Source organism: Ensifer sp. GW101-20A05 (genome assembly GCF_059424735.1).
Genome location: NZ_JBWKZT010000001.1, coordinates 317,882 through 338,500 on the forward strand (window position 1 = coordinate 317,882; position 20,619 = coordinate 338,500).

Below are 20,619 nucleotides of genomic sequence, written 5' to 3' on the forward strand. Positions count from 1 at the left end.
TTCGGCAATGTCCATCTGAAGCGCGAAACGCAATGCGGCGTGACGCCAGGCCGCATCTTTCCACCGCGATGAACCGCTGGGAAGTAGACCTCCCGCCTTTTCGCCGCGGAAGTACGTAACAGTTACCTAAATCAGAAAACCAGGCCCGTGATCGCCGGCTCCTCCTCAGACCGGACACTGCCTTGGCATTGAGCCCTTGGCATAGCGCCCTTGGCATCCGGCCCCTTACATCCGGCCCTTGACATCAGGACAAATTAGGTAGATCGGTCTACCTAACGTTTTGGAGAAAGCGATGAGCGAGAAAGCGCCGGCGCGCGAGCGCCTGCTGAAGGCCGCGGCCGAATTGTTCTATCGAGATGGGGTCGGTGCCACCGGCATCGATGCAATCACCGCGCATGCGGGCGTCGCCAAGATGAGCCTCTACAACAACTTCTCGTCCAAGACCGATCTGGTGAATGCCTATATCGAGGCCCGGCACAAGGAATGGCAGGAGCTTTACCGTGAGCGCCTGGCACACGCGGCAACGCCGCGAGACCGGGTGCTGGCGATCTTCGATAGCTATGTCGACCACGCCGAGATGGCTTACTCCTGGGGCTTCCGCGGCTGCGGGCTGCTGAATGCCGCAGCCGAGCTTTCCGTCGGTGACCCCGCCCGCGCCATCGTCGCCCTGCAGAAGGACGAGGTCGAAACGCTGTTCAAGCAGTATCTCAGCGAGATGCGGCCCGACGCCGGGGCCGCGATCGACGAAACCGCAGAGCATCTCTCCTTCTTGCTCGAAGGCGCGATGTCCCGCGCCGGCCTTGACGGCAACGACATCAGGCTGAAATCCGCGCGCAGGATCGCCATCTCCATCATGGACCAGCTATGACCTCCCAGAATTCCGTTTCTTTCGTCGGCTTTGCCTGCGTGCTGATCGCCTCCGCCCTCTGGGGCACGACCGGCACCACTGCCACCTTTGCCGCAGGTGTCAGCCCGCTCGGCATCGGCGCCGTCGCCATGGGTTTCGGCGGCCTGCTCCTGGCGCTGACGGCGCTGCACTCGATCGTCAAGAGCAGCAGCCGGATCGCTGCACAATGGCCGATGCTGGTCCTCGGTTCGCTCTCGGTCGCGATCTATCCACTCGCCTTCTACAGTTCCATGCACCTCGCGGCGTCGCCATCGGCACCGTCATCTCCATCGGCTCGGCGCCGCTGGCAGCCTCGCTGATCGAGCGCATCTTCGACGGCCAGAAGCTCACGACCCGCTGGCTACTGGGCGCTGCCGCCGGCCTTGCTGGCGCCGTGCTTCTCACTTTTTCCGAAAGCGCCGGCCACGGCGGCGGAAACGCTCAGGACGCGGCGGCGGTCCTTTACGGCGTTCTGCTCGGCCTCGTCTCCGGCCTGCTCTATGCGCTCTATTCCTGGGTAGCGCGCCGGCTGATGCAGGCGGGCATCCCGCCGCGCGCCGCCATGGGCTCGATCTTCGGCGTCGGCGGCGTGGCTCTCCTGCCGGTGCTCGCCTTCACCGGCGCGCCGCTGCTCGCGTCGTGGACGAACATCGCCGTCGGCGTCTACATGGCGCTCGTGCCGGTGCTCGTCGCCTATGTGCTCTTCGCCTATGGTCTCGCCCGCGTGTCGGCCACCATGGCGACCACGCTGTCGCTGCTCGAACCGGTCATTGCCGCCGTGCTTGCGGTCGTCATCGTCGGCGAGCGCCTGCCGGCCGAGGGCTGGGTGGGTATCGGCCTGATCGTCGGCTCGCTCTTCGTCCTGACCGTTCCGGTGCCGGGGCGGCATCGCCGCGCCAAGCCTGAGCGATCCGATGCCGCGATCGACGCGGCGCTCCACACCCGCTGAAGCCGGAAGCCTTGAGATGAGCGACGTTGCTGCGCTGCCCCAACGCCAGGCAAACCGGTTCTCCGCGATCGTCATTCTGATCTTGCTCGAAGCGGCGCTGGTGGTCTCCTGGAGCGCCGGCTTCGTCGGCATCCGATTTGCCATCGACCATGCGCCGATCTTCCTGATCCTGCTCTGGCGCAGCCTCGTCTCCGGCCTGTTGCTGCTGCCCTTCGCGCTGACGATCGGGCCGAAAATCCGGCTGAAGAATGCGGCGCCGCAGATGCTCTTCGGCGCACTCGCCATGTCCGGCTATCTCGCCGGCTTTGCGCTCGCCATCTCCTACGGCGTGCCGACCGGCCTCGTGGCGCTGATCGCCGACATGCTGCCGCTGGCGGTCGCGATCCTCTCCTGGCCCATTCTCGGCCAGGCGCTCAACGCCCGCCAATGGCTCGGCTCCCTCATCGGCCTGACCGGCGTGCTCATCGCCTCCGGCTGGTCGCTCGATCTCGGCAAAGTTCCGCTCTGGGCCTATGGCCTGCCTGTTCTCGGCACCCTGTCGCTGGCGCTGGCCACACTTCTGCAGAAACGCAGCCCGGCAGGCGCCATGCCGGTGCACCAGAGCCTTTGCATCCAGTGCCTGTCGGCTGCCGCGATCTTTGCCCTTTTCGCCTGGCACGAAGGCGGCGTGCTGCCTGTTCTCGATCCGGGTTTCGTCGGCGGCATCCTCTGGCTGGTCTTCATCGCCACCTTCGGCGCCTGGAGCCTCTATTACCTGGCGCTCAAGAAGTCCTCGCCCGCCCGCGTCACCGCGATCCTCTATCTGAGCCCACCCGTGACGATGATCTGGGCCTTCGTCATGTTCGCCGAGCCTCTCTCCTGGGCCATGGCCGCCGGGCTCACCGTCTCGCTTCTCGGCATCATCATCGTCGCACGGGCACAACGGCCGGTTCTCGGCTGACAGGACGGCTTGCATCTTGCGGTGGTCCTTGCGAAAGCTCTCCACCAAACAATCAGGGCAGCGGTCACGTCCATGAGCTTTTCCGAAGTCAAACCACGTCACGTGCTCTGCCTGCTCGGCGGAGAGCGGCCCTTCTCCGAGCTGTGCGGCATGATCCAGTCGGCGATCGACAGTTTCGCCCGCGGCTTCGAGATCGACTATACGTTTTCCGAGGACGCGCCGGATGACCGCATGCCGATGTCCTTCGAGGTCTGCTGGGATCGCGTGCAGAAGGGTGCGTGGACTAAAGACGACGAAGAGGCTGTCGGCGACCATCGCTCTGTCATCTATGTGCTCGGCCCGCCGATGACGGCGGAGGATACGGTCAAGACTTCGGCCGTGGCGCTTCGGCTGGTCGTTCATACGCTCGAAAACGGCATCGTGGCCGCCAAGGGCGAGAGCGCCGGCGTCGCGCACGGTGTTGCCAGATGGCAGCAGCTTGCCCGCGACGCGGAAGGCTGGACGGGTGCCGCCCTCGCCCGCCCCTGCCGCCTCGCCTTCGGCAAGCGGCCGGTCGGCACCGCCGAATACCTCTACAGCATCGGCTTCCATCTGGTCGGCATCCCCGACGTCTACGCGCCAAGAAGCCTGTCCGACGACGAACTGGCGCTGAGCGCGATCATCGACAGCGTTGCCGAGGAGGTTTTCGCCGAGGGTGTCGAAAAGGTCGTGGCGCGCCGTGGCGCCAAACTGCTGCCCGTGGATGCCTATGACGAGGACGAGTTCAAATACAACCCCTATGGCGCCATCCATCTGGCGCCTTAGCCTGGGGTCAGCATGGTCCCCATCGCTGCCCTGTCTGCTTGCCACGAGAGACCCCCACCCACCCTCATCTCGGTGCTCGTCACAGAGATCCAGCAGCCGTGCGTCGGCACGGCGCGAGATGTGACCCCGGCGCTGACTCCCACATTTGTGGAGAAGCCCCTAGCGCCGCGAACGCGGCGCTACTGGATTCCTGTGACAAGCACAGGAATGAGGGAGGTGTTGTTGGCGTCAGTTGCGTCCAAAGTTTCTCTGGCTGTTTGGAGTGAGGGAGCCCCACCCACCCTCATCTCTGTGCTCGTCACAGAGATCCAGCAGCCGTGCGTCGGCGCGGCGTAATAGGCGGTCCCGGCGCGATGCCTTCTAGCTTTGTGGGAAGAAGTCCCTCGCGTCGCGGACGCGGCGCGGCTGGATTCCTGTGACAAGCACAGGAATGAGGACTGGAGAAACGCCTTGCCACACCGTCAGGCCCGCTGCCCGTCACACCCCCCTTGCATCACGCTTCGATTCGTAATAATTGAAGTTACATGAAAAAAGACAGCCGCCTTTCCTCCGTTCTGCACGCGCTTCTCCACATGGCCGAGCGCGGCGAACCTTTGACCTCGGACGAGCTTGCGCTCTGCATGCGCACCAATCCGGTGGTCGTCCGCCGCACCATGGGCTTCCTGCGTGACGCCGGCATCGTTTCCTCCGCCCGCGGCCATGCGGGCGGCTGGGCGATCACCGCCGATCTCAAGACCGTGACGCTCCGGCAACTGCATGAGACGCTCGGCGAACCCGCGATCTTTGCCATCGGCAACCGGCAGGAAATGCCGGAATGTCTCGTCGAGCAGGCGGTCAATGCCGCCCTCGACACTGCCTTTGCCGAGGCCGAGGCACTGCTGCTCGAGCGCTTCGCGCATGTGACACTCGCCGATCTCGCCGAGGATTTCGCAAGGCGGCACCGGCTTCGATCGCAATGACAGCAGCCGATCGATCCACGTTATGACGTGATCGATCCCGATACATCCGGCATTCCCGGAACCGCATTTAGCGGCTCCCGGAACCGCTTAAAACGCGGTTTTCCGGCCGGAATTCTATTGCCCAAAGGCTCGGGTCGAGGCGCTGGTTCCGTGAACCGGTGGGCTGGTCCGCGCGCAACCGAAAGGACTTGAACGATGCAACAGGACGTCATCATCATAGGCGGCAGCTATGCCGGCATGGCCGCCGCCCTCCAGCTTCTGCGCGCCCGCCGGCGCGTGGCTATCATCGACGAGGGCATTCGCCGCAACCGGTTTGCCAGCCACTCCCATGGCTTCCTCGGCCAGGACGGCATCGCGCCCGGCGAGATCGCCGCAACCGCGCGGGCGCAGCTCTCCGCCTATCCGACGCTCACCTGGATCGAGGGCCGCGCCGTGACCGCCAGCGGCAAGCAGGACGCCTTCGTCGTCACCACCGCCGACGGTGCGTCCTTCGAGGGCCGACGCCTGCTCTTTGCAACCGGCGTCAAGGACGGCCTGCCTGACATCGAGGGGCTGGCCGAGCGCTGGGGCAGAAGCGCCTTCCATTGCCCCTATTGCCACGGCTACGAGCTCAACGAGGGCGAGATCGCGGTCATCGCGGCAAGCCCGATGTCGATCCACCAGGCGCAGCTCATTCCCGAATGGGGCAAGGTGACCTTCTTCACCAATGGCGCCATCGCGCTCGACAAGGAGGGCCGCGCCGACCTCGTCAAACGCGGTGTCACCATCGACGAAACCCCGATCGTCAGGCTCGAAGGCCTCGCGGAAGTGGTGCTGACAGACGGCCGCCGCCTGCCCTTCTCCGGCCTCTTCGTCGCCACCCGCACGACGCCCGCCAGCGACATCGCCGAACGCTTCGGCTGCGAGATCGAGGAAACACCGATGGGGCTGCAAATCCGGGCCACGGCCGCCAAGGAAACGACCATTCCCGGCGCCTATGCCTGCGGCGACGTCGGCCGCGTTCCCCACTCCGTCTCGCTCGCCGTCGGCGACGGCGCCTGGGCCGGGGCGCAACTGCACCGCTCGCTGGTTTTCGGATAGAGAGCAGCCACCGCAGGGCCTGCGGTGGAAGCCGAACGGACGCATCCGCCCTGCGTCGTTCGGCTTCCAGCCTTGTCAAATCGACTGCCCCTGTGCTTCGTTCGGTCCGAACGTAAGTTGGAGTGATCGATGGCAATAGCCCTCACCTGCTTCCAGGGTCGCGCCGGCGACCACAATGACCTGGCCATTCCGGGCGCCCGATCGATCGCCTCCCATCTCGCTCGAAGGCTCGGTCTTGAAACCGTCGTGATCGGAGAGCCGGAACCGGCGCTGAACGGCCATTGGACGGTCGAGCTCGAAGCCGCGATGCCGGCACTCCGGCGCATGCAGGATCGCTTCGACGCGGTTTACGCCGAAGGATCGTTCTCGCTGGCGGCGACGAGCCGTTGCGCGGTGTCGCTAGCAACCCTGCCTGCCGTCGCCAGGCACCATGACGATGCCGTCGTCGTCTGGTTCGACGCGCATGGCGATCTGAACACACCTGATACCAGCAGCACCGGCTATCTCGGCGGGCTGGCGCTTTCGGGGCCGTGCGGCCTCTGGAAATCCGGCCTTGGGCACGGTGTCTCCGTTCGCAATGTCGTCCTGGTCGGGCAGCGCGACCTCGATCTGTTCGAAGTTAGCCTCATCGCTGTGGGGCACATCCCGCATATCCGCCCCGGCGCCGACCTTGCGCAGAAGCTTGCCGAGGCCGTCGCCGGCAGGCCTGTCTATATCCATCTCGACTGCGACGTGCTGAACCCTGGCATCGTCCCGACCGATTATCAGCATGACGACGGGCTGTCGCTCGACGACTTGCGCGCGGCCTGCGAAGTCCTTGCCAAGAGCAAAGTCGTCGGCTTGGAGATCGCAGAGTTTCAGAACGCCTGGTCGGAGGGCGGCGAACCGGTGACGCCTGAACCGTTGATCGAGGCACTGGAACCGCTTCTGCAAAAGCTGCGCCGCTGACCTCGCCCTCGGCAGGCTGCCAACGCTCCTCATTGCGGACAGCCGGTTTGGGCGTAGCATGATCCTCCTGCTTGCGTTCGGTATCGGCTGCAATGACGCTCAGATCGGTCCTTCTTGCCTGCGCCTGTCTGCTCGGCGGAAGCGCCTCCGCCAAGCCGCTATCGGTCGATCTCGAACTGGTGCTCGCCGTCGACGTCTCCTACTCCATGGACCTCGACGAGCAGCGGCTGCAGCGGCAGGGTTATGTCGCCGCCTTTCTCGAGCCCGAGCTAATCGAGGCCATCGAGAACGGCCCGCTCGGCCGCATCGCCGTCACCTATGTCGAGTGGGGCGGCTCGGCGGTGCAGGTCACCCCCTGGACGCTGATCGACGGTCGCGGCACGGCGGCGCAATATTCCGAGCTCCTGCGTCGGCAACCGATCCGGCGGATCGCCTTCACCTCGATCTCCAACACCCTTGCGTTCACGCGACGGCTGTTCGATTTCAGCCCCTTCGAGGGCAGCCGCCGCGTCATCGATATCTCCGGCGACGGCCCCAACAATTCCGGCGTCCCGGCGCCGGTCGCCCGCAATTCCACCGTCGCCCGCGGCATCGTCATCGATGGCCTGCCGATCATGCTGAAAACACACGCAGCCTCGGACTCAGCCTCCATCCCCGACCTCGACGCCTATTACCGCGAATGCGTGATCGGCGGCGACGGTGCGTTTCTGGTGAAGGTGTCCGATAGCGGCGAGTTCGCCAGCGCCATCCTGCGCAAGCTGATCACCGAGATCTCCGGCCTGGAGGTAAGTCGCATGGAGCCGGCCACCGTGCGGCCGGTTCAGGCCGGCAGCGGCTACAATTGCTTCATCGGCGAGGAGATGCAGGAGCGGATGATCGGACGGTAGACACAATCTTGCTGCCCTGTTGCCGTGGAGCGTCCTTCTGCCCTCAAGTGATGCGGCTTGGAGGCAGGATGCTCTAGTCCGCCACATCCCCACCCGTCATCCTCGGGCTCGACCCGAGGATCCATGCGCGCAACGTAAAACACTCAGGCCACAGTTCTGGATGCTCGGGTCAAGCCCGAGCATGACGGAGGGCCAGGTGCGCCAGCTAAGGCACGCGGCGCTATGCGCCATCAGCGCGGTTGCAGGCGCGCCGCTTCAGTCAACGACCGGGATCTCCATCCACAGCCAACAACAGGCAACGTGTTGACTCTGAAATTGCAGGAGCATGAAACGGCTCTCCGACCGAACACTCCGATTTCAGACTGACAAGCAGACACGAAAGCAGACTATGCCTCACTACCTGACCGAACTTTACAGCGCCAAGCCGGCGTGGCTTGCCCTTTCAAGGCAGGGACGCCAGCAGTTCTTCACCGCGATCGGCTCCGCCATGCCGGCGCTGACGGCGCTCGGCGTGGAGCTGATCACCTTCGGCAAGGTCGACCAGTCCAAGCTGCACGCGGCCTCGCAGACCTTCTTCGCGGTGTGGCGCTGTCCGGATGCGACGGCGCTGGAAGCGCTCGTTTCGGGTATCGCGCAATCCGGCTGGCATGAGTATTTCGACACGATCAACGCCGGCGGCAAAGGCATCGATTTTGCCGGCCACCTTACGCAGCTCGGCGAAGCCGCATAGGTCCTGCCTGTGTCCCGCTTCCTTAACTCGCGATCGGCTTGAGAGGGCTGTAGAAAACGATCTCCGGGTCGTTCTCGTCCAGATTGTCGATATAGCCACTCGGCCGAAAACCGGCCCTGATCAGCAGATCCTGCATGACGCGGTTGGACATGTTGGTCGAGGTAAAGAGTTTTGAGCCGGCGCACATCGCCTGGAAATGCCCGATCAACGCCGCGCCGAGACCACGCCGGCGATGGGAGGCTCCGACCATCAGCATCTCGATGAAGGCGTGACCAAAGAAGTGGCGGGTCAGCACGCCATAGGCCGCAACCTCGCCATCGATCTGGACCAGATGGCAGCAGCCATTTTCCAGCCAGCCGGCGATATCAGCGCATCGTGTTGGGTCGCCCGCCGCAACGGTGTCGATCGCACAGAGCGCCGGATGGTCATCCTTGACCGCAGGTCGAATTCGCATGGCCCGGTTCCGCAATTTTCGCGGGAACCTACGGCGATTGAGCGATCCACGCAATGACGATGGAATGCGGGCCCCAAAAGGGCGCCATCCCCGCCGCCAGCGGTCGCCGGCGGCGGGGATGGCGCCTTAGCGCGGCGACAGTTGTACGTAACGGTTACGAAGTGGGACGCTTGGCGCGCGCAGTTGCGCGCCTCGCGGCGGCAAATATTCGGTGGATGAAGCACGCCCGATCATCGGATTGCCATCCGCCACCGCTTCCGCGTAACAAGCGGTTGCCATTAGTATCTCGCCGCGAAACTGCCGGCGCTCGCAACAAGGGCGCGACAGAAAAGGGACGCATGAAATCGACCAAGAAGGACAGCGGGCAAAAGACCGGCAAGGCCGGAACGCTCTTGCAACAACTTGCAAGATCGCCCGAGAAGCTGTTTTCAGGGTCGTTTCGCCAGCAAATCGCCGCGCTTTGCTTCCGCCCAACGAAAAATGGCAGCGGCATCGAAATCCTGGTGGTCACTTCGCGTGAGAGCGGTCGCTGGGTCATTCCCAAGGGATGGCCGATGAAGCGCAAGAAGCCATACGAGGCGGCGGAAATCGAGGCCTGGCAGGAGGCCGGCGTACGCGGCAAGGTCCGGAAAAAGCCGGTCGGCAGCTACACCTATCTGAAATCGCTCGATGACGGCGACGTCGTGCCCTGCGTGGTCGATATCTTTCAGATCGAAGTCGATGAAATCGCGGATGATTTCAAGGAGCGCGGCGAGCGCGTTCTCGCCTGGGTCAGTCCCGACGAAGCGGCGCGCCGTGTCCGCGAAATCGAGCTGAAGTCGCTGCTGGTCGAATTCGTGCCGCGCTGAACGATGGCTTCCTGCGGTCCCGTCCAAACCGCAAACACTCGCCCCCGCATTGACGACAGATTGCCGCAATCGGCGGTTCGGTCTTTGGCGCCGGCGCAACAGCGCCTATATGAGGCCGGCAAAGCCGAGGGCCGAAGCCGGGGTAATAGGATGAACGACGAACTGCAGGGCCGCGCCGTCCATGTCGCGGCGATCCGCGAACGGGCGGAAGCCGAGATGAAGGCGATCGGCGTCGACGAGACTTTCATCGGTCATCTGGTCGATACGTTCTACGGGCGCGTGCTCGCCCATCCGGAGCTTGGGCCCGTCTTCGACGCCAGGCTTTCGGGCCGCTGGCCGGAGCATATGGAAAAGATGAAGAGCTTCTGGTCGGCCGTCGCCTTCCGCAACGGCGCCTATGGCGGCAAGCCGGTGCAGGCCCATGTCGGCGTCGCCAAACTGACGCCGGATCTCTTCCCGAAATGGCTGGAACTCTTCTCCACCACCCTCGACGACATCGCGCCCAACCAGGAGGCCAAGGCCTGGTTCATGGCGACGGCCGAGCGTATTGCCCGCAGCCTGACGCTTTCCCTCTTCTACAATCCCGCCCTCGACGACCCCGCGCTGAAGCGCGGGTAACGACCGGGCTTTGCCCTGCCGTCAGAGCAAGCGGCCTGCGATCAGGATTTCCTCGGCCTCGTCAAAGGACATTGCGAAAACCCGCTTGCCCAGCTCGAAACTGAAACCGCCCCTCGCAAAGGCGGAAAGCTCCTTCATCGTGCGCTTCTCGTCGAGATCGATCTTGCGAAACGGGCCGAAAGCGCGCTTCCGCGCAAGAACGACGGCGGCATAAAGATCGTCGGCCTCCGCAACCGCCGCTGCGACATCGGTTTTCGCGATGCCCTTCTGCGACAGTTTCTGCGCGATCGCCCGCTTCGACTTGCCGCCGCGCATGCCCGAGCGGGTCTTGATCTCGGCATAGGCCTGATCGTTGAGCGCGCCGTTGTCATAGGCGAAGGTCACGGCGGCAGCGGCCAGTAACTCTACCTGGGTGGTGCTGATATCCTCGAACTTCTCCCGCGCCTTGCGCGCGATCGCATCGAAAAGCTGCTTCTCCGTCAGCATCTGGCGGTGAAGCCGATAGGCCGCGGAATTGCGCGCCCAGGCATACATGCGTGGCGTCGGCTGATCCGATTGCTCTGTCTCGTCGTTGAGGTTCAAGCCTGCCCTACCCTCGTAGTGACCACAGTCAGCAACAGCCGATCGCGATCCGAGGGATCGGACCAGCGCCGCATCGAAATGCGAAATGACCTGACTCTCCCGGACAAGGCAATTCCGCAGCCAACCCGGCTCACAGTTTTCGCGGGCGTTGTTCCGTTGGAATGGCGGCGAGCGCACCGAAAGGCGGGCGCGGGCATGAGGGCGCCGCGACGGAAGGGCCGCGCGGATCTTTCGAACCGGTGGCCCTCCGTTCTCGCGGTCGCTAGTCGAACTTCTCGGTGCTGTCCGCCTTACCCTTCACCCAGTAGCCGGAGGCCTTGAGCCAGGTGAGCGGCAGGCCACGCTCCTCGACGAAATGGCTGCGGATCGCCCGTGTCACCGCGGCCTCAGCCGCAATCCACACGAAGGTGCCGGGCTCGAGCTTCACCGAACGCACGACCGAGAGCAGCGCCGAAGGGTCGCTCGCCCTATCGAGCGGACGATAGGCCCAATGGGTCGTGAGCGCCGCTTCGGTGCGGAAGGCCTGGCGTTCGTCCGGCCCGGTGACAGCCGCGATACTGGTGATCTCGTGGCCATCAGGCGTCTCTTCGATCCGCCGCCCGATGGCCGGCAGCGCCGTTTCGTCGCCGATCAGCAGCCAGCGCCGGAAATCTCCCGAGACGACGGCCGAACCGCGCGGCCCGCCGATTTCGAGGTGATCGCCGACCGCAGCATTCATCGCCCAGGCGGTCACGGGCCCCGCCTCGTGCAGCGCGAAATCGAGCGCCAGGATGCGTGCGTCGTTGTCGTAGCGCCGGGGCGTATAGTCCCGGTGTTCCACGGTGCCGTCGACTCCGGGCACGAAGATCTTGATGTGGTCGTCCGCCCCGAGGCTGACGAAGTCCGCGAGATCTTCGCCGGAAAGCGTGATCCTGAGCATGCCGGGCGTAATACGCTCGATGCCGGAGACGACGAGAGACCGCCGCCTGAGCTCATGGCGAACACGCTCGATGCGCGGCGCAGCAAGGTTGGAATAGTTGAGAGGATTGTCCATTTGCATCCCTTAGGGGGCTCGAAAACCTCGATCCGCAGGACACAGTCGCGCAGATCGAAGCCGCTTCAAGCCGTTCGATCATACGCGTTGAGTGACGTTAACGCTTACGTGGCCGGGATACGCCCGGTCATGTCACGCTTTCTGTCTATCGGAGGACGCCGCTTCGATCAATGCGTCATCTTGACCAAAACACGAAGGTTTTCCAGCCAAAAGAAAAACGCGCCCGCCGAAGCGGACGCGTTCTTTTTCTGGACCGGAAGCTTGGCGTCTTAGGCAGCCAGCGCCGCCGCTTCGCCGCGGACGAGATCGCCGAGGCGGCGAATGCCCTCGTCGATCATCTGGTCGTTGGCGCAGGAGAAGGAGACGCGCAGCGTATTTTCGCCCGAGCCGTCGGCAAAGAAGGCGCGGCCGGGCACGAAGGCGACCTTCACCGTCTCGATCGATTTCGCCAGCAGTGCCGCACCATCCATGCCCTTCGGCAGCGTCACCCAGACGAACATGCCACCTTCCGGCTTCGTCCAGGAAACACCCTCGGGCATGTACTTTTCGAGCGCCCCCAGCATGGCGTTGCGGCGCTGCTTGTAGACCCGGTGGATCTTGGCCACCTGCTGGTCGAAGCCGCGCTCGGCAACCGTGCAGATCGCCATCTGGTTGATCGTCGAGGAATGGAGATCGGCCGCCTGCTTCAGAAGCACCAGTTTGCGGATCACCTTTTCCGAGGCGCAGACCCAGCCGACGCGAAGGCCCGGGGCCAGCGTCTTCGAGAACGAGCCGCAATAGATCGTGCGGGTGTTGTTGATGTCGCCCTTGCGCGCGATTTCGAGCGCCAGGATCGGCGGCACCGGCTCGCCGTCGTAGCGCAGCGACTGGTAGGCCGCGTCTTCGATGACGGCGATGTCGAGGTCTTCGGCAAGCGCCAGCACGCGCTCGCGGCCGGCCCGGTCGACGGTCTCGCCGGTGGGGTTGGCGAAATCGGCCGACAGATAGGCGAACTTGACGCGGCCGCCCGCTTCGCCTGCCGCCTGGCGGTAGGCTTCCGGCGTGCGGTTGCCGTTCGGGTTCAGCTGGTCGTAGGTCGGCTCATAGGCGTTGAAGGCCTGCAGCGCACCGAGATAGGTCGGCCAGGTGACGAGTGCGGTATCGTTCGGCGACAGGAACAGCTTGCCGAGATAATCGAGGCCTTGCTGCGAACCCGAAGTGATGAAGATGTTGTCGGCGCCTGCGGGAATGCCGATTTTTTCCATCTGCTTGGCGAGCCATTCGCGCAGTGGCTTGTAGCCTTCGCTGACCGAATACTGCAGCGCCGCGCCAACGGCCGGGCCTGCGAAGATCTCCGCATAGGCGTCCTTGAATTCCGCATCCGGAAACAGCGCGGGGTCGGGAATGCCGCCGGCAAACGAGATGATGTCAGGACGATCGAGCAGCTTCAAAAGTTCGCGGATTTCCGAGGCGCGCATCCGGCTCGAGCGCGTCGCGAAGATGTGTTCCCAATCCAGCATGGGGTGTTTCCTCAGAGATTATTGGTGCGGAAAGCGGTTCTCCGCTTTCTCCCGCGTCGTTGTAGAGCGCCGTGCTTTCAGGTGAACGCACAAAGGACGCTCGGGCATTTTCGTTCTAGAGCATCTTTCCACTTCAAGCGATCCCACTTGAGAGCGCGACGCTCTGGACGGCGAAGCGACAGGACCACGATGGCTAATTTATGTCAATATTATTGACCTAAATCCGTGCGTTTTTCGGGCTTTTTGGGCTCTTTGCACGTTGCGTCCGGGGCCTGACGTTACGTCAGTCCAAGCCGAATGCCACGCGGCCCCGGGCAAAGCAAGCCACTGCGTAACTGTTACGCTCTTGCCGCCTGCCTCTGCCGGGCGCACAGTCATGCGTCCACCGATTGTGTTTCATGGCAGCGCCGTCTGTCCGGACGGACGTCAACGGCCGCTGCAGCGCTTTCACGTGCCGCATGATTTGCCCTCGGCTCGATCCGATCGCAGGCCCGATCGCAGCAATGACGCGGCACAAAGGTCCCGATCCACTGGCGATATGGAGCGACATGCCATGAGCAAGCATCCAATATCCGATCAACCCGAACAGAACGGACAGCCTCAGAACGAACCGCTTTTGAGTGTCAGCCGCCGCGACCTGCTGCTTGGTGGCAGTGCATTGACCGCAGCGGCGCTGACCGTCTCCGCCCCCGCAGCGCACGCGCAGCAATCAGCAGCGCCTGCCGCCGGCGGCGGCAAGCCGAACATCCTGATGATTATGGGCGACGATATCGGCTGGCTCAATCCGAGCATCTATCACCGCGGCATGATGGGCTATCGCACGCCCAACATCGATCGCATCGGCAATGAGGGTGCTCTCTTCACCGATTGGTATGGCGAGCAGAGCTGCACCGCCGGGCGCGCCGCCTTCATCACCGGCCAGTCGCCGATCCGCACCGGCCTGACGAAAGTCGGCCTGCCCGGCGCCGATCTCGGCCTGCAGCCGGAAGACCCGACCGTTGCCGAACTGCTCAAGGCGCAGGGCTATGCCACCGGCCAGTTCGGCAAGAACCACCTGGGCGACAAGGACGAGTTCCTGCCGACCGCCCACGGCTTCGACGAGTTCTTCGGCAACCTTTACCACCTCAATGCCGAGGAGGAGCCGGAAAATCCCGATTATCCGAAGAGCCCGGAATTTGCCAAGCGCTTCGGCCCGCGCGGCGTCATCCACTCCTATGCCGATGGCCGGATCGAGGATACCGGCGCGCTGACGAAGAAGCGCATGGAAACGGTCGACAGCGAGTTCCTGGCGGCCGCCCTCGATTTCATCGACCGCCAGCACAATGCCCAGAAGCCGTGGTTCTGCTATTTCAACTCGACCCGCATGCATATCTTCACGCACCTGAAGGCAGAGTCTCAAGGCAAGACCGGCAAGGGTCTCTACCCCGACGGCATGGTGGAGCATGACGGCCATGTCGGCGAGCTGCTCAAGAAGCTCGAGGATCTTGGCGTTCTCGAAAACACCATCGTCATCTACACGACCGACAACGGCGCCGAAGTGATGAGCTGGCCGGATGGCGGTACGACACCCTTCCGTGGCGAGAAGGCCACCAACTGGGAAGGGGGATATCGCGTTCCGATGCTGATCCGCTGGCCGGGCGTCATCAAGCCGAACACGGTCTATAATGACATGTTCTCGCATTACGACCTGATCCCGACCTTCTGCGCCGCCGCGGGCGAGCCGGATATCGTGGCGAAGTGCCTCACCGGCTATGAGGCCGGCAGCAAGACCTTCAAGGTCCACCTCGACGGCTTCAACCTGATGCCCTTCTTCCGCGGCGAAGTGATGGATTCGCCCCGGCGCGAATTCCTCTACTGGAACGACGACGGCGAACTGGTGGCGATCCGGGTGCAGGACTGGAAGGTCAACTTCAAGATCCAGGAACACACCGGCATCGGCGTCTGGCAGCGCGAATTCACCAGCCTTCGCGTCCCCTGGATCATCAACATCCGCGCCGACCCCTTCGAGCGCGGCCCGGAATCCTTCGAATACGACCGCTGGATGGCAGAGCGCGCCTTCATCCTCGTGCCCTCGCAGGCGCTGGTCGCCAAGTGGCTGGAAAGCTTCAGGGAGTTCCCGATCCGCCAGAAGCCGGCAAGCTTCAATCTCGACGAGGTGATGGACAAGCTCTCGACCGGCGGCAAACAATAGGCATGATGCCCCTCGCCGCTTCCATCTCGCAGGGCAGCCTCTGCGGGATGGCGGCGGCGGAAGAAGCCGCACCCGTTGCCGGAGAGTTCAAAGGAACGAAATTGCGGACAGAGGAGCTGAAGAGTAGAATTTCGCCCTTCATTCGACCGGAGGGACTAGGCCATGAGACTGTTTATCCTGTCGGCTGGCGCCACCCTGGCGCTGGCATCCGCAGCCTTTGCGGCACCCACGGCGCCCGCGACGCAACCCCTGAAGATCTCCAAGGAGTGCAGCCAGTTCACCGGCGACACGCCGAGCTTCTGCACCATCACGGAATCGAACCTTGAGGCGATCCCGGCGGGCACCAAGATCCTCTACTACGGACCGGTGATCACCAATCCGCTCTTTTCCAGCAGCAACGCGGTCATCGCCGTCGGAAACGGCGACTCGGCGCTCGGATACTGCATCGTCTACGAATCGGCCAGTCCGCCGCTTGGAACCTGTGCGTTTCATGCGGGCAGCGGCACGCTCGCCGGTTTCCAGGCGATCGTGAAGGTCACGGTCGACGACAAGCAGATCTGGCACTGGGACGGAGGCTACGTCCTCGGCGCCACCCAAGCCGCCAAGTGAGACGTTAAGGAGCCGGTCTCGCACACGGCCACGATCGACACGACGAGACAGAGCCCCGGCCCCGGCCCGGCGCACTCTGCCCATTGCGGCAAGTCGAGCGCGCGAACCTCGCCACAAGCGGGGCAAGGACGCTTTATGTTCTGACCGCCGGCGCGCCGCCGCTGCCCGAGAACAGGAGCCGGAAACCGAGCCCGAGCATGACGGCGCCGGTGAAACGCTCCTGCCAGACGAGCAGGCGCGGCGCGCGATAGAGCATCTGCCCAACCGTTCCCGAGGCGAGCGCCACGGACCCGAGCGACAGGATGCCCGCAAGCTTCTGGACGGTGCCGAGCACGGCAAGCTGCAGCCAAACGGGGCCGGCGGACGGATCGACGAACTGCGGCAGGCAGGCAAACATGAAGAGCAGCGACTTGGGATTGGTCAGGCTGTTGATCGTTCCCTGGCGGACTGCGGTCCAATCGGAAACATAGGCCGCCGCAAGCTTCTTCTTTTTCCGGTCGCCGAAGCTCGACCAGACCATCCGCGCGCCGAGATAGAGCATATAGCCGGCACCGGCCCATTGCAGCACCATGAGCCCGGCCGGATAGGCGCTGAGCAGCGAGGCGACGCCGAGCACCAGCAGGCCCACCTGCACCACGCCGGCAACGAAGACCATGCCGACGACCGTCAAGAGCGCAACCCGACGCCCCTGCCCGATCCCGCGCGCAAGAACCAGCATCATGTCCGGACCGGGCGTGATTTCGAGAACGAACAGCGCAGCGACGAAGGTGAGGAGAACAGCAATATCGGCCATGGGCGTTCCGGATGTGAATGCGGAATGCTTACGCGGAACCGGCGGATATGTCGATTTGCGCGATAGACTTGAACGACCTAGGGTGGTGGAAAGGCCCGGACAAAGCACAGGAGGCAGCCTTGAGCGGCAAGACATTGCGCCTGCAGATCCCGCAATGGCAGGGCGGAACACTGGAAGCCTATCACTTTGGCGCGCAACTGCTCGCCTTTCTGGCGCCCGCCGCCACCGGGCCGGTGGCAACCGTCGAGGTGCCGGAACCGGATGGCACCGAGCTTGCCGTGGAGGACGGCATCGTCGCCCGCACTGCCCTCCTCCGTCAGCTCGATGCGGCTGAAGAGATCCTGAAGAAAGAAGCGCCGGACAAGATCGTCGTCCTCGGCGGCGATTGCGCAGTCGACCTTGCACCCTTCGCCTATCTCAACGAACGCTATGAAGGCGAGCTTGCGGTTCTCTGGGTCGACGCCCATCCGGATATCAGGACGCCCGATCAAAGCACGCATGCGCATACCATGGTGCTCGCCCAACTGATGGGCGAAGGCGACCCGGATTTTACGAAAAGGGTCACGAGACCGATAAAACCCGAAAGGGTGATGTATGCCGGCCTCTACGACATGTCGCCGGCCGAACGCGCACCCGTCGACCGCCTGGGGCTCAACATCGCGACACCGTCCGAACTGATCGGGTCGAGCAAGCCGGTGCTCGACTGGCTCCACGCCACCGGCGCGCGGCATGTGGCCATCCATTTCGACCTTGATGTCCTCGACCCGACCGGTCTCCGTTCGCTTTACTTTTCACGGCCGGATGCTGCCCCCGGCGCCTTCGCCGGCATCCCTCAGGGGCGGATGACGATCCCCGAGGTCGTTCGCCTGCTGAACGACGTGGCAGCCGAAGCAGAGGTCGTCGGGCTCGGCATCACCGAACACCTGCCCTGGGACGCGATCGCCATCCGCAACATGCTGCGGGCGCTGCCGCTGATCGGCGGGAAAGCTTAGCCGAAGCGGCGACGCAACCCTTCTACCGTTTCAGGTCGCTGCTCCCTCCCACTCTTCACCTCAGACCCAGCACCGACAGCCGGGAACATTCATGACAAAACCCGACACCGACGATACCCTTGCCTTCTACCGCGACAATGCCGCGACCTATGCGGCGCGCGAACGCAAACCGCCGACCGCCCGGCTCGACGCCTTCATGCGCAAACTTCCGCCGGGTGCCGCCGTGCTCGACCTCGGCTGCGGCGGCGGGCACGACAGCCTTGCCATGCTGGGGCACGGTCTCGACGTCACCGCCTGTGACGGCTCGGCGGAACTGGCGCGTGAAGCGGAACACCGGATCGACCGCAAGGTCGAGGTCGTCAGGTTTCAGGAGATTGATTGGCAGGAGCGCTTCGACGGCATCTGGGCGGAAGCATCGCTATTGCATGTGCCGCGCGCCGAACTTGCCGATGTGCTTGCCCGCATTCGCCAGGCGCTCCGGCCGGGCGGTTTTCTGCAAGCGAGCTTCAAGGCGGGCAAAGTGGAAGGCCACGACCGTTTCGGCCGCTACTACAACTATCCTTCGGCAGAATGGCTGCGCGACCGTTTCGAAGATGCCGGCTGGTCGGACATCCAGATGCGCGAAGCGGACGGCGGCGGTTACGACGGCGAGCCGACGCGCTGGCTGCATGTGGCGGCAGTCCGCTCAGCCTGAAGCGCCCCGTCGCTCGCGGGCATTGCCCTGCGGCCCACCCGGACCGGCAGGTCCGCTCACCTGCTTGCCGCCTCAGGCCTCGCTGCTAAAGTAACTCAGGATCAAAAGCGTGCAGATCGCTGCAACGATCAAGGCGTCGAAAAGTGCAAAATGCTCGAAGAACGAGAGCATGGCATTTCCTCCTTCCAACTAAACCTATGAGAGCACATATTTCCACGGTTTGGAAGAAGAATACCGGGCTATACTGACGTTCAATTGATATTACTCGGCATTATTATTGCTCCGCAGCAAATTTATTTCGGCACCGCACAATAGCGACTTCAACATCGAGACCCGGCACAACTTGAAGATTCGGCTCTCGATCGGAGTGCCGAACGACTTGATTTCCTTCAAACTGCCCGAGACGCGCCAGCCCGCTTGGAGGTGACGCCAGTCCTGCCCGTGGCGGCCTTCAGTCGCCTTCGTTGACGAACGGCTCTGAGGAAAAAGCCCAGCGCCGGCGGCGCGGCAAACCGATTGACGGCGCTACCGGAAGATGTAGATATTAGTAATATCGAATAAAAAGATCCGCCGGCTGGCGGGTCTATTTTCCAGGGGGTGCGCATGTCTGACCTGCAAGCGAACAACGCCCGCGCGGGCGGCGGCGAAACGGCTGTCGCCGACAAGGACAAAAGCGGCTTGACGCGGCGCGAGGCGCTCATGAGCGGCGCGGCGTTTGCCGTTGCCGCCGGCATGCCGGCCGGCCTTGCCGCCTTCTCCGCAAACCCGGCCCTTGCCAATGGCACGACGCCGCCGAACATCGTTTACATCATCGCCGACGATCTCGGCTGGGCCGATGTCGGCTTCCATGGCTCCGACATCAGGACGCCCAATCTCGACAAGCTCGCCGAAACCGGCGTGACCTTCGACGAATTCTACGCCCAGCCCATGTGCACGCCGACGCGCGCCGCCTTCCTCACCGGCCGCTACCCCTTGCGCTACGGACTGCAGACCGGGGTCATCCCCTCGCCCGGCTCCTACGGGCTGGCGCTCGACGAATATCTGCTGCCTCAGGCGATGAAGGAAGCCGGCTACAGAACCGCGCTTGTCGGCAAGTGGCATCTCGGCCACGCCAAGGTGGCATACTGGCCGAAGCAGCGCGGCTTCGACACGTTCTACGGCGCGCTGGTCGGCGAAATCGATCACTTCAAGCATTCCTCCCACGGCGTGAAGGACTGGTACCGGGACAACAAGCCGCTCGAGGAAAGCGGTTTCGACAACACGCTCCTCGGCGACGAGGCGGCGCGGGTGGTGGAAGGGCACGATCCCGCTGCTCCCCTGTTCCTCTACCTCGCGTTTACCGCGCCGCACACGCCGTTCCAGGCGCCTGAGGATTATCTCGACCGCTACAAGCACATCGCGGATGAAAACCGCCGCGCCTACGCGGCGATGATTTCCGTGCTTGACGATGGCATCGGCAAGCTGCTGACGGCACTCGAAAAGCGCGGCATGCGCGACAACACGCTGATTGTCTTTCACAGCGACAATGGCGGCGTGACAAGCTCGCTCTTTGCCGGCGACAACAAGGTCAGCGGCGGATTGCCGGCGAACAACGGCCCCTACCGCGACGGCAAGGGCACGCTCTACGAAGGCGGCACCCGCGTCGCAGCGCTTGCCAACTGGCCGGGAAGGATCAAGCCGGGCAAGGTCGGCGGCATGGTCCATGTCGTCGACATGTACCCGACGCTCGCAGCCATCGCCGGTGCGCCGCTCGGCAAGAACAAGCCGCTCGACGGCATGAACCTCTGGCCGGCCTTGAGTGAAGGCAAACCTTCGCCGCGCGGGGAGCTCGTCTACAATGTCGATCCGCTGGTGCTGTGCGCAAGGACAATTGGAAGCTCGTCTGGAAGGCAGCCCTGCCCTCCAGGCTGGAGCTTTTCGACATCGCCGCCGACCCGTCCGAGACGAAGGATCTCTCGGCAGAGAACGGCGACAAGCTGCGCGAACTTCAGGACTGGATCACCAGGCTCGCCGGCGAAATGGTCCAGCCGCTTCTTCTCATGGATGCCGCGCGGCTGACCTTCTATGCACCGCCGGTCGTCGCCGACCCTGCGACGCTGTTCAGCCTTGGAGATTGATTATCA

At 63.8% G+C, this 20,619-nt stretch carries 22 protein-coding genes; 17 read left to right on the forward strand and 5 right to left on the reverse strand.

Annotated features, from left to right (window positions below; all coding sequences use genetic code 11):
* Positions 1-292 precede the first annotated feature (292 nt).
* The 10 genes from AC070A_RS01675 to AC070A_RS01720 all read left to right on the forward strand — a co-directional run bounded on the left by AC070A_RS01675 (position 293) and on the right by AC070A_RS01720 (position 8,183).
* The gene (locus AC070A_RS01675; RefSeq protein ID WP_058327140.1) at positions 293-868 is read left to right on the forward strand and encodes a TetR/AcrR family transcriptional regulator; all 576 of its coding nucleotides are present in this window, start codon (positions 293-295) and stop codon (positions 866-868) included.
* Complete coding sequence (locus AC070A_RS01680) at positions 865-1,206, forward strand: EamA family transporter (RefSeq protein ID WP_255571027.1); 342 nt, start codon at positions 865-867, stop codon at positions 1,204-1,206. The genes AC070A_RS01675 and AC070A_RS01680 overlap by 4 nt, the downstream gene beginning before the upstream one ends.
* A 74-nt stretch (positions 1,207-1,280) precedes the next feature.
* Complete coding sequence (locus tag AC070A_RS01685) at positions 1,281-1,835, forward strand: DMT family transporter (RefSeq protein WP_309239026.1); 555 nt, start codon at positions 1,281-1,283, stop codon at positions 1,833-1,835.
* 16 nt (positions 1,836-1,851) lie between these two features.
* Positions 1,852-2,775: a DMT family transporter gene (locus AC070A_RS01690; RefSeq protein ID WP_057253794.1), complete on the forward strand. Its 924-nt coding sequence runs from the start codon at positions 1,852-1,854 to the stop codon at positions 2,773-2,775.
* 72 nt (positions 2,776-2,847) lie between these two features.
* Positions 2,848-3,579, forward strand: coding sequence for a hypothetical protein (locus AC070A_RS01695; protein WP_057253792.1), 732 nt, complete (start codon positions 2,848-2,850; stop codon positions 3,577-3,579).
* Between the two features lie 524 nt (positions 3,580-4,103).
* The gene (locus tag AC070A_RS01700) at positions 4,104-4,538 is read left to right on the forward strand and encodes an Rrf2 family transcriptional regulator (protein ID WP_057253788.1); all 435 of its coding nucleotides are present in this window, start codon (positions 4,104-4,106) and stop codon (positions 4,536-4,538) included.
* 195 nt (positions 4,539-4,733) lie between these two features.
* Entirely contained in the window at positions 4,734-5,618 is an 885-nt protein-coding gene (locus AC070A_RS01705; protein WP_057253786.1) for an NAD(P)/FAD-dependent oxidoreductase, read from the forward strand.
* 129 nt (positions 5,619-5,747) lie between these two features.
* Complete coding sequence (locus AC070A_RS01710; protein ID WP_057253784.1) at positions 5,748-6,566, forward strand: arginase family protein; 819 nt, start codon at positions 5,748-5,750, stop codon at positions 6,564-6,566.
* A 92-nt stretch (positions 6,567-6,658) separates the two neighbouring features.
* Entirely contained in the window at positions 6,659-7,453 is a 795-nt protein-coding gene (locus AC070A_RS01715) for a DUF1194 domain-containing protein (protein WP_057253782.1), read from the forward strand.
* Positions 7,454-7,841: 388 nt separating this feature from the next.
* Positions 7,842-8,183 (forward strand): DUF6616 family protein, encoded by a 342-nt coding sequence (locus AC070A_RS01720; RefSeq protein ID WP_057253779.1) that lies wholly within the window; start codon positions 7,842-7,844, stop codon positions 8,181-8,183.
* Between the two features lie 22 nt (positions 8,184-8,205).
* On the opposite strand, the gene AC070A_RS01725 is transcribed toward AC070A_RS01720, so the two are convergent.
* Positions 8,206-8,637, reverse strand: coding sequence for a GNAT family N-acetyltransferase (locus AC070A_RS01725; RefSeq protein ID WP_112994464.1), 432 nt, complete (start codon positions 8,635-8,637; stop codon positions 8,206-8,208).
* A gap of 338 nt (positions 8,638-8,975) precedes the next feature.
* On the opposite strand from AC070A_RS01725, the gene AC070A_RS01730 reads away from it, so the two are divergent.
* Together AC070A_RS01730 and AC070A_RS01735 are read left to right on the forward strand one after the other, a co-directional pair.
* Positions 8,976-9,485, forward strand: a complete 510-nt coding sequence (locus AC070A_RS01730) for an NUDIX hydrolase (RefSeq protein WP_113479423.1) — start codon at positions 8,976-8,978, stop codon at positions 9,483-9,485.
* A 150-nt stretch (positions 9,486-9,635) separates the two neighbouring features.
* Positions 9,636-10,103: a group III truncated hemoglobin gene (locus AC070A_RS01735; RefSeq protein WP_113479422.1), complete on the forward strand. Its 468-nt coding sequence runs from the start codon at positions 9,636-9,638 to the stop codon at positions 10,101-10,103.
* A gap of 21 nt (positions 10,104-10,124) precedes the next feature.
* Here the strand turns inward: AC070A_RS01735 and recX are convergent, their stop codons facing one another.
* The 3 genes from recX to AC070A_RS01750 form a co-directional block, all read right to left on the reverse strand.
* A complete protein-coding gene (gene recX / locus AC070A_RS01740; protein WP_255571028.1) occupies positions 10,125-10,685 on the reverse strand; it encodes a recombination regulator RecX in 561 nt (186 codons plus the stop codon).
* Between the two features lie 262 nt (positions 10,686-10,947).
* The gene (locus AC070A_RS01745) at positions 10,948-11,718 is read right to left on the reverse strand and encodes a siderophore-interacting protein (RefSeq protein ID WP_113479421.1); all 771 of its coding nucleotides are present in this window, start codon (positions 11,716-11,718) and stop codon (positions 10,948-10,950) included.
* A gap of 269 nt (positions 11,719-11,987) precedes the next feature.
* Entirely contained in the window at positions 11,988-13,217 is a 1,230-nt protein-coding gene (locus AC070A_RS01750; protein WP_113479420.1) for an aminotransferase-like domain-containing protein, read from the reverse strand.
* A gap of 553 nt (positions 13,218-13,770) precedes the next feature.
* Here AC070A_RS01750 and AC070A_RS01755 point away from each other — a divergent pair.
* Entirely contained in the window at positions 13,771-15,408 is a 1,638-nt protein-coding gene (locus tag AC070A_RS01755) for an arylsulfatase (RefSeq protein WP_492384644.1), read from the forward strand.
* Between the two features lie 162 nt (positions 15,409-15,570).
* Positions 15,571-16,017: a hypothetical protein gene (locus AC070A_RS01760; RefSeq protein ID WP_057253765.1), complete on the forward strand. Its 447-nt coding sequence runs from the start codon at positions 15,571-15,573 to the stop codon at positions 16,015-16,017.
* 133 nt (positions 16,018-16,150) lie between these two features.
* Here AC070A_RS01760 and AC070A_RS01765 read toward each other — a convergent pair whose 3' ends face one another.
* Positions 16,151-16,810, reverse strand: coding sequence for a LysE family translocator (locus tag AC070A_RS01765; protein ID WP_112994465.1), 660 nt, complete (start codon positions 16,808-16,810; stop codon positions 16,151-16,153).
* A 119-nt stretch (positions 16,811-16,929) separates the two neighbouring features.
* Here AC070A_RS01765 and AC070A_RS01770 point away from each other — a divergent pair, with 119 nt between their 5' ends.
* From AC070A_RS01770 to AC070A_RS01780, 3 genes are all read left to right on the forward strand, one after another.
* Complete coding sequence (locus AC070A_RS01770) at positions 16,930-17,802, forward strand: arginase family protein (protein ID WP_255571029.1); 873 nt, start codon at positions 16,930-16,932, stop codon at positions 17,800-17,802.
* Between the two features lie 91 nt (positions 17,803-17,893).
* Positions 17,894-18,496: a class I SAM-dependent methyltransferase gene (locus tag AC070A_RS01775; RefSeq protein WP_112994466.1), complete on the forward strand. Its 603-nt coding sequence runs from the start codon at positions 17,894-17,896 to the stop codon at positions 18,494-18,496.
* A 603-nt stretch (positions 18,497-19,099) separates the two neighbouring features.
* Complete coding sequence (locus AC070A_RS01780) at positions 19,100-20,554, forward strand: arylsulfatase B (protein WP_255571030.1); 1,455 nt, start codon at positions 19,100-19,102, stop codon at positions 20,552-20,554.
* Positions 20,555-20,619 lie beyond the last annotated feature (65 nt).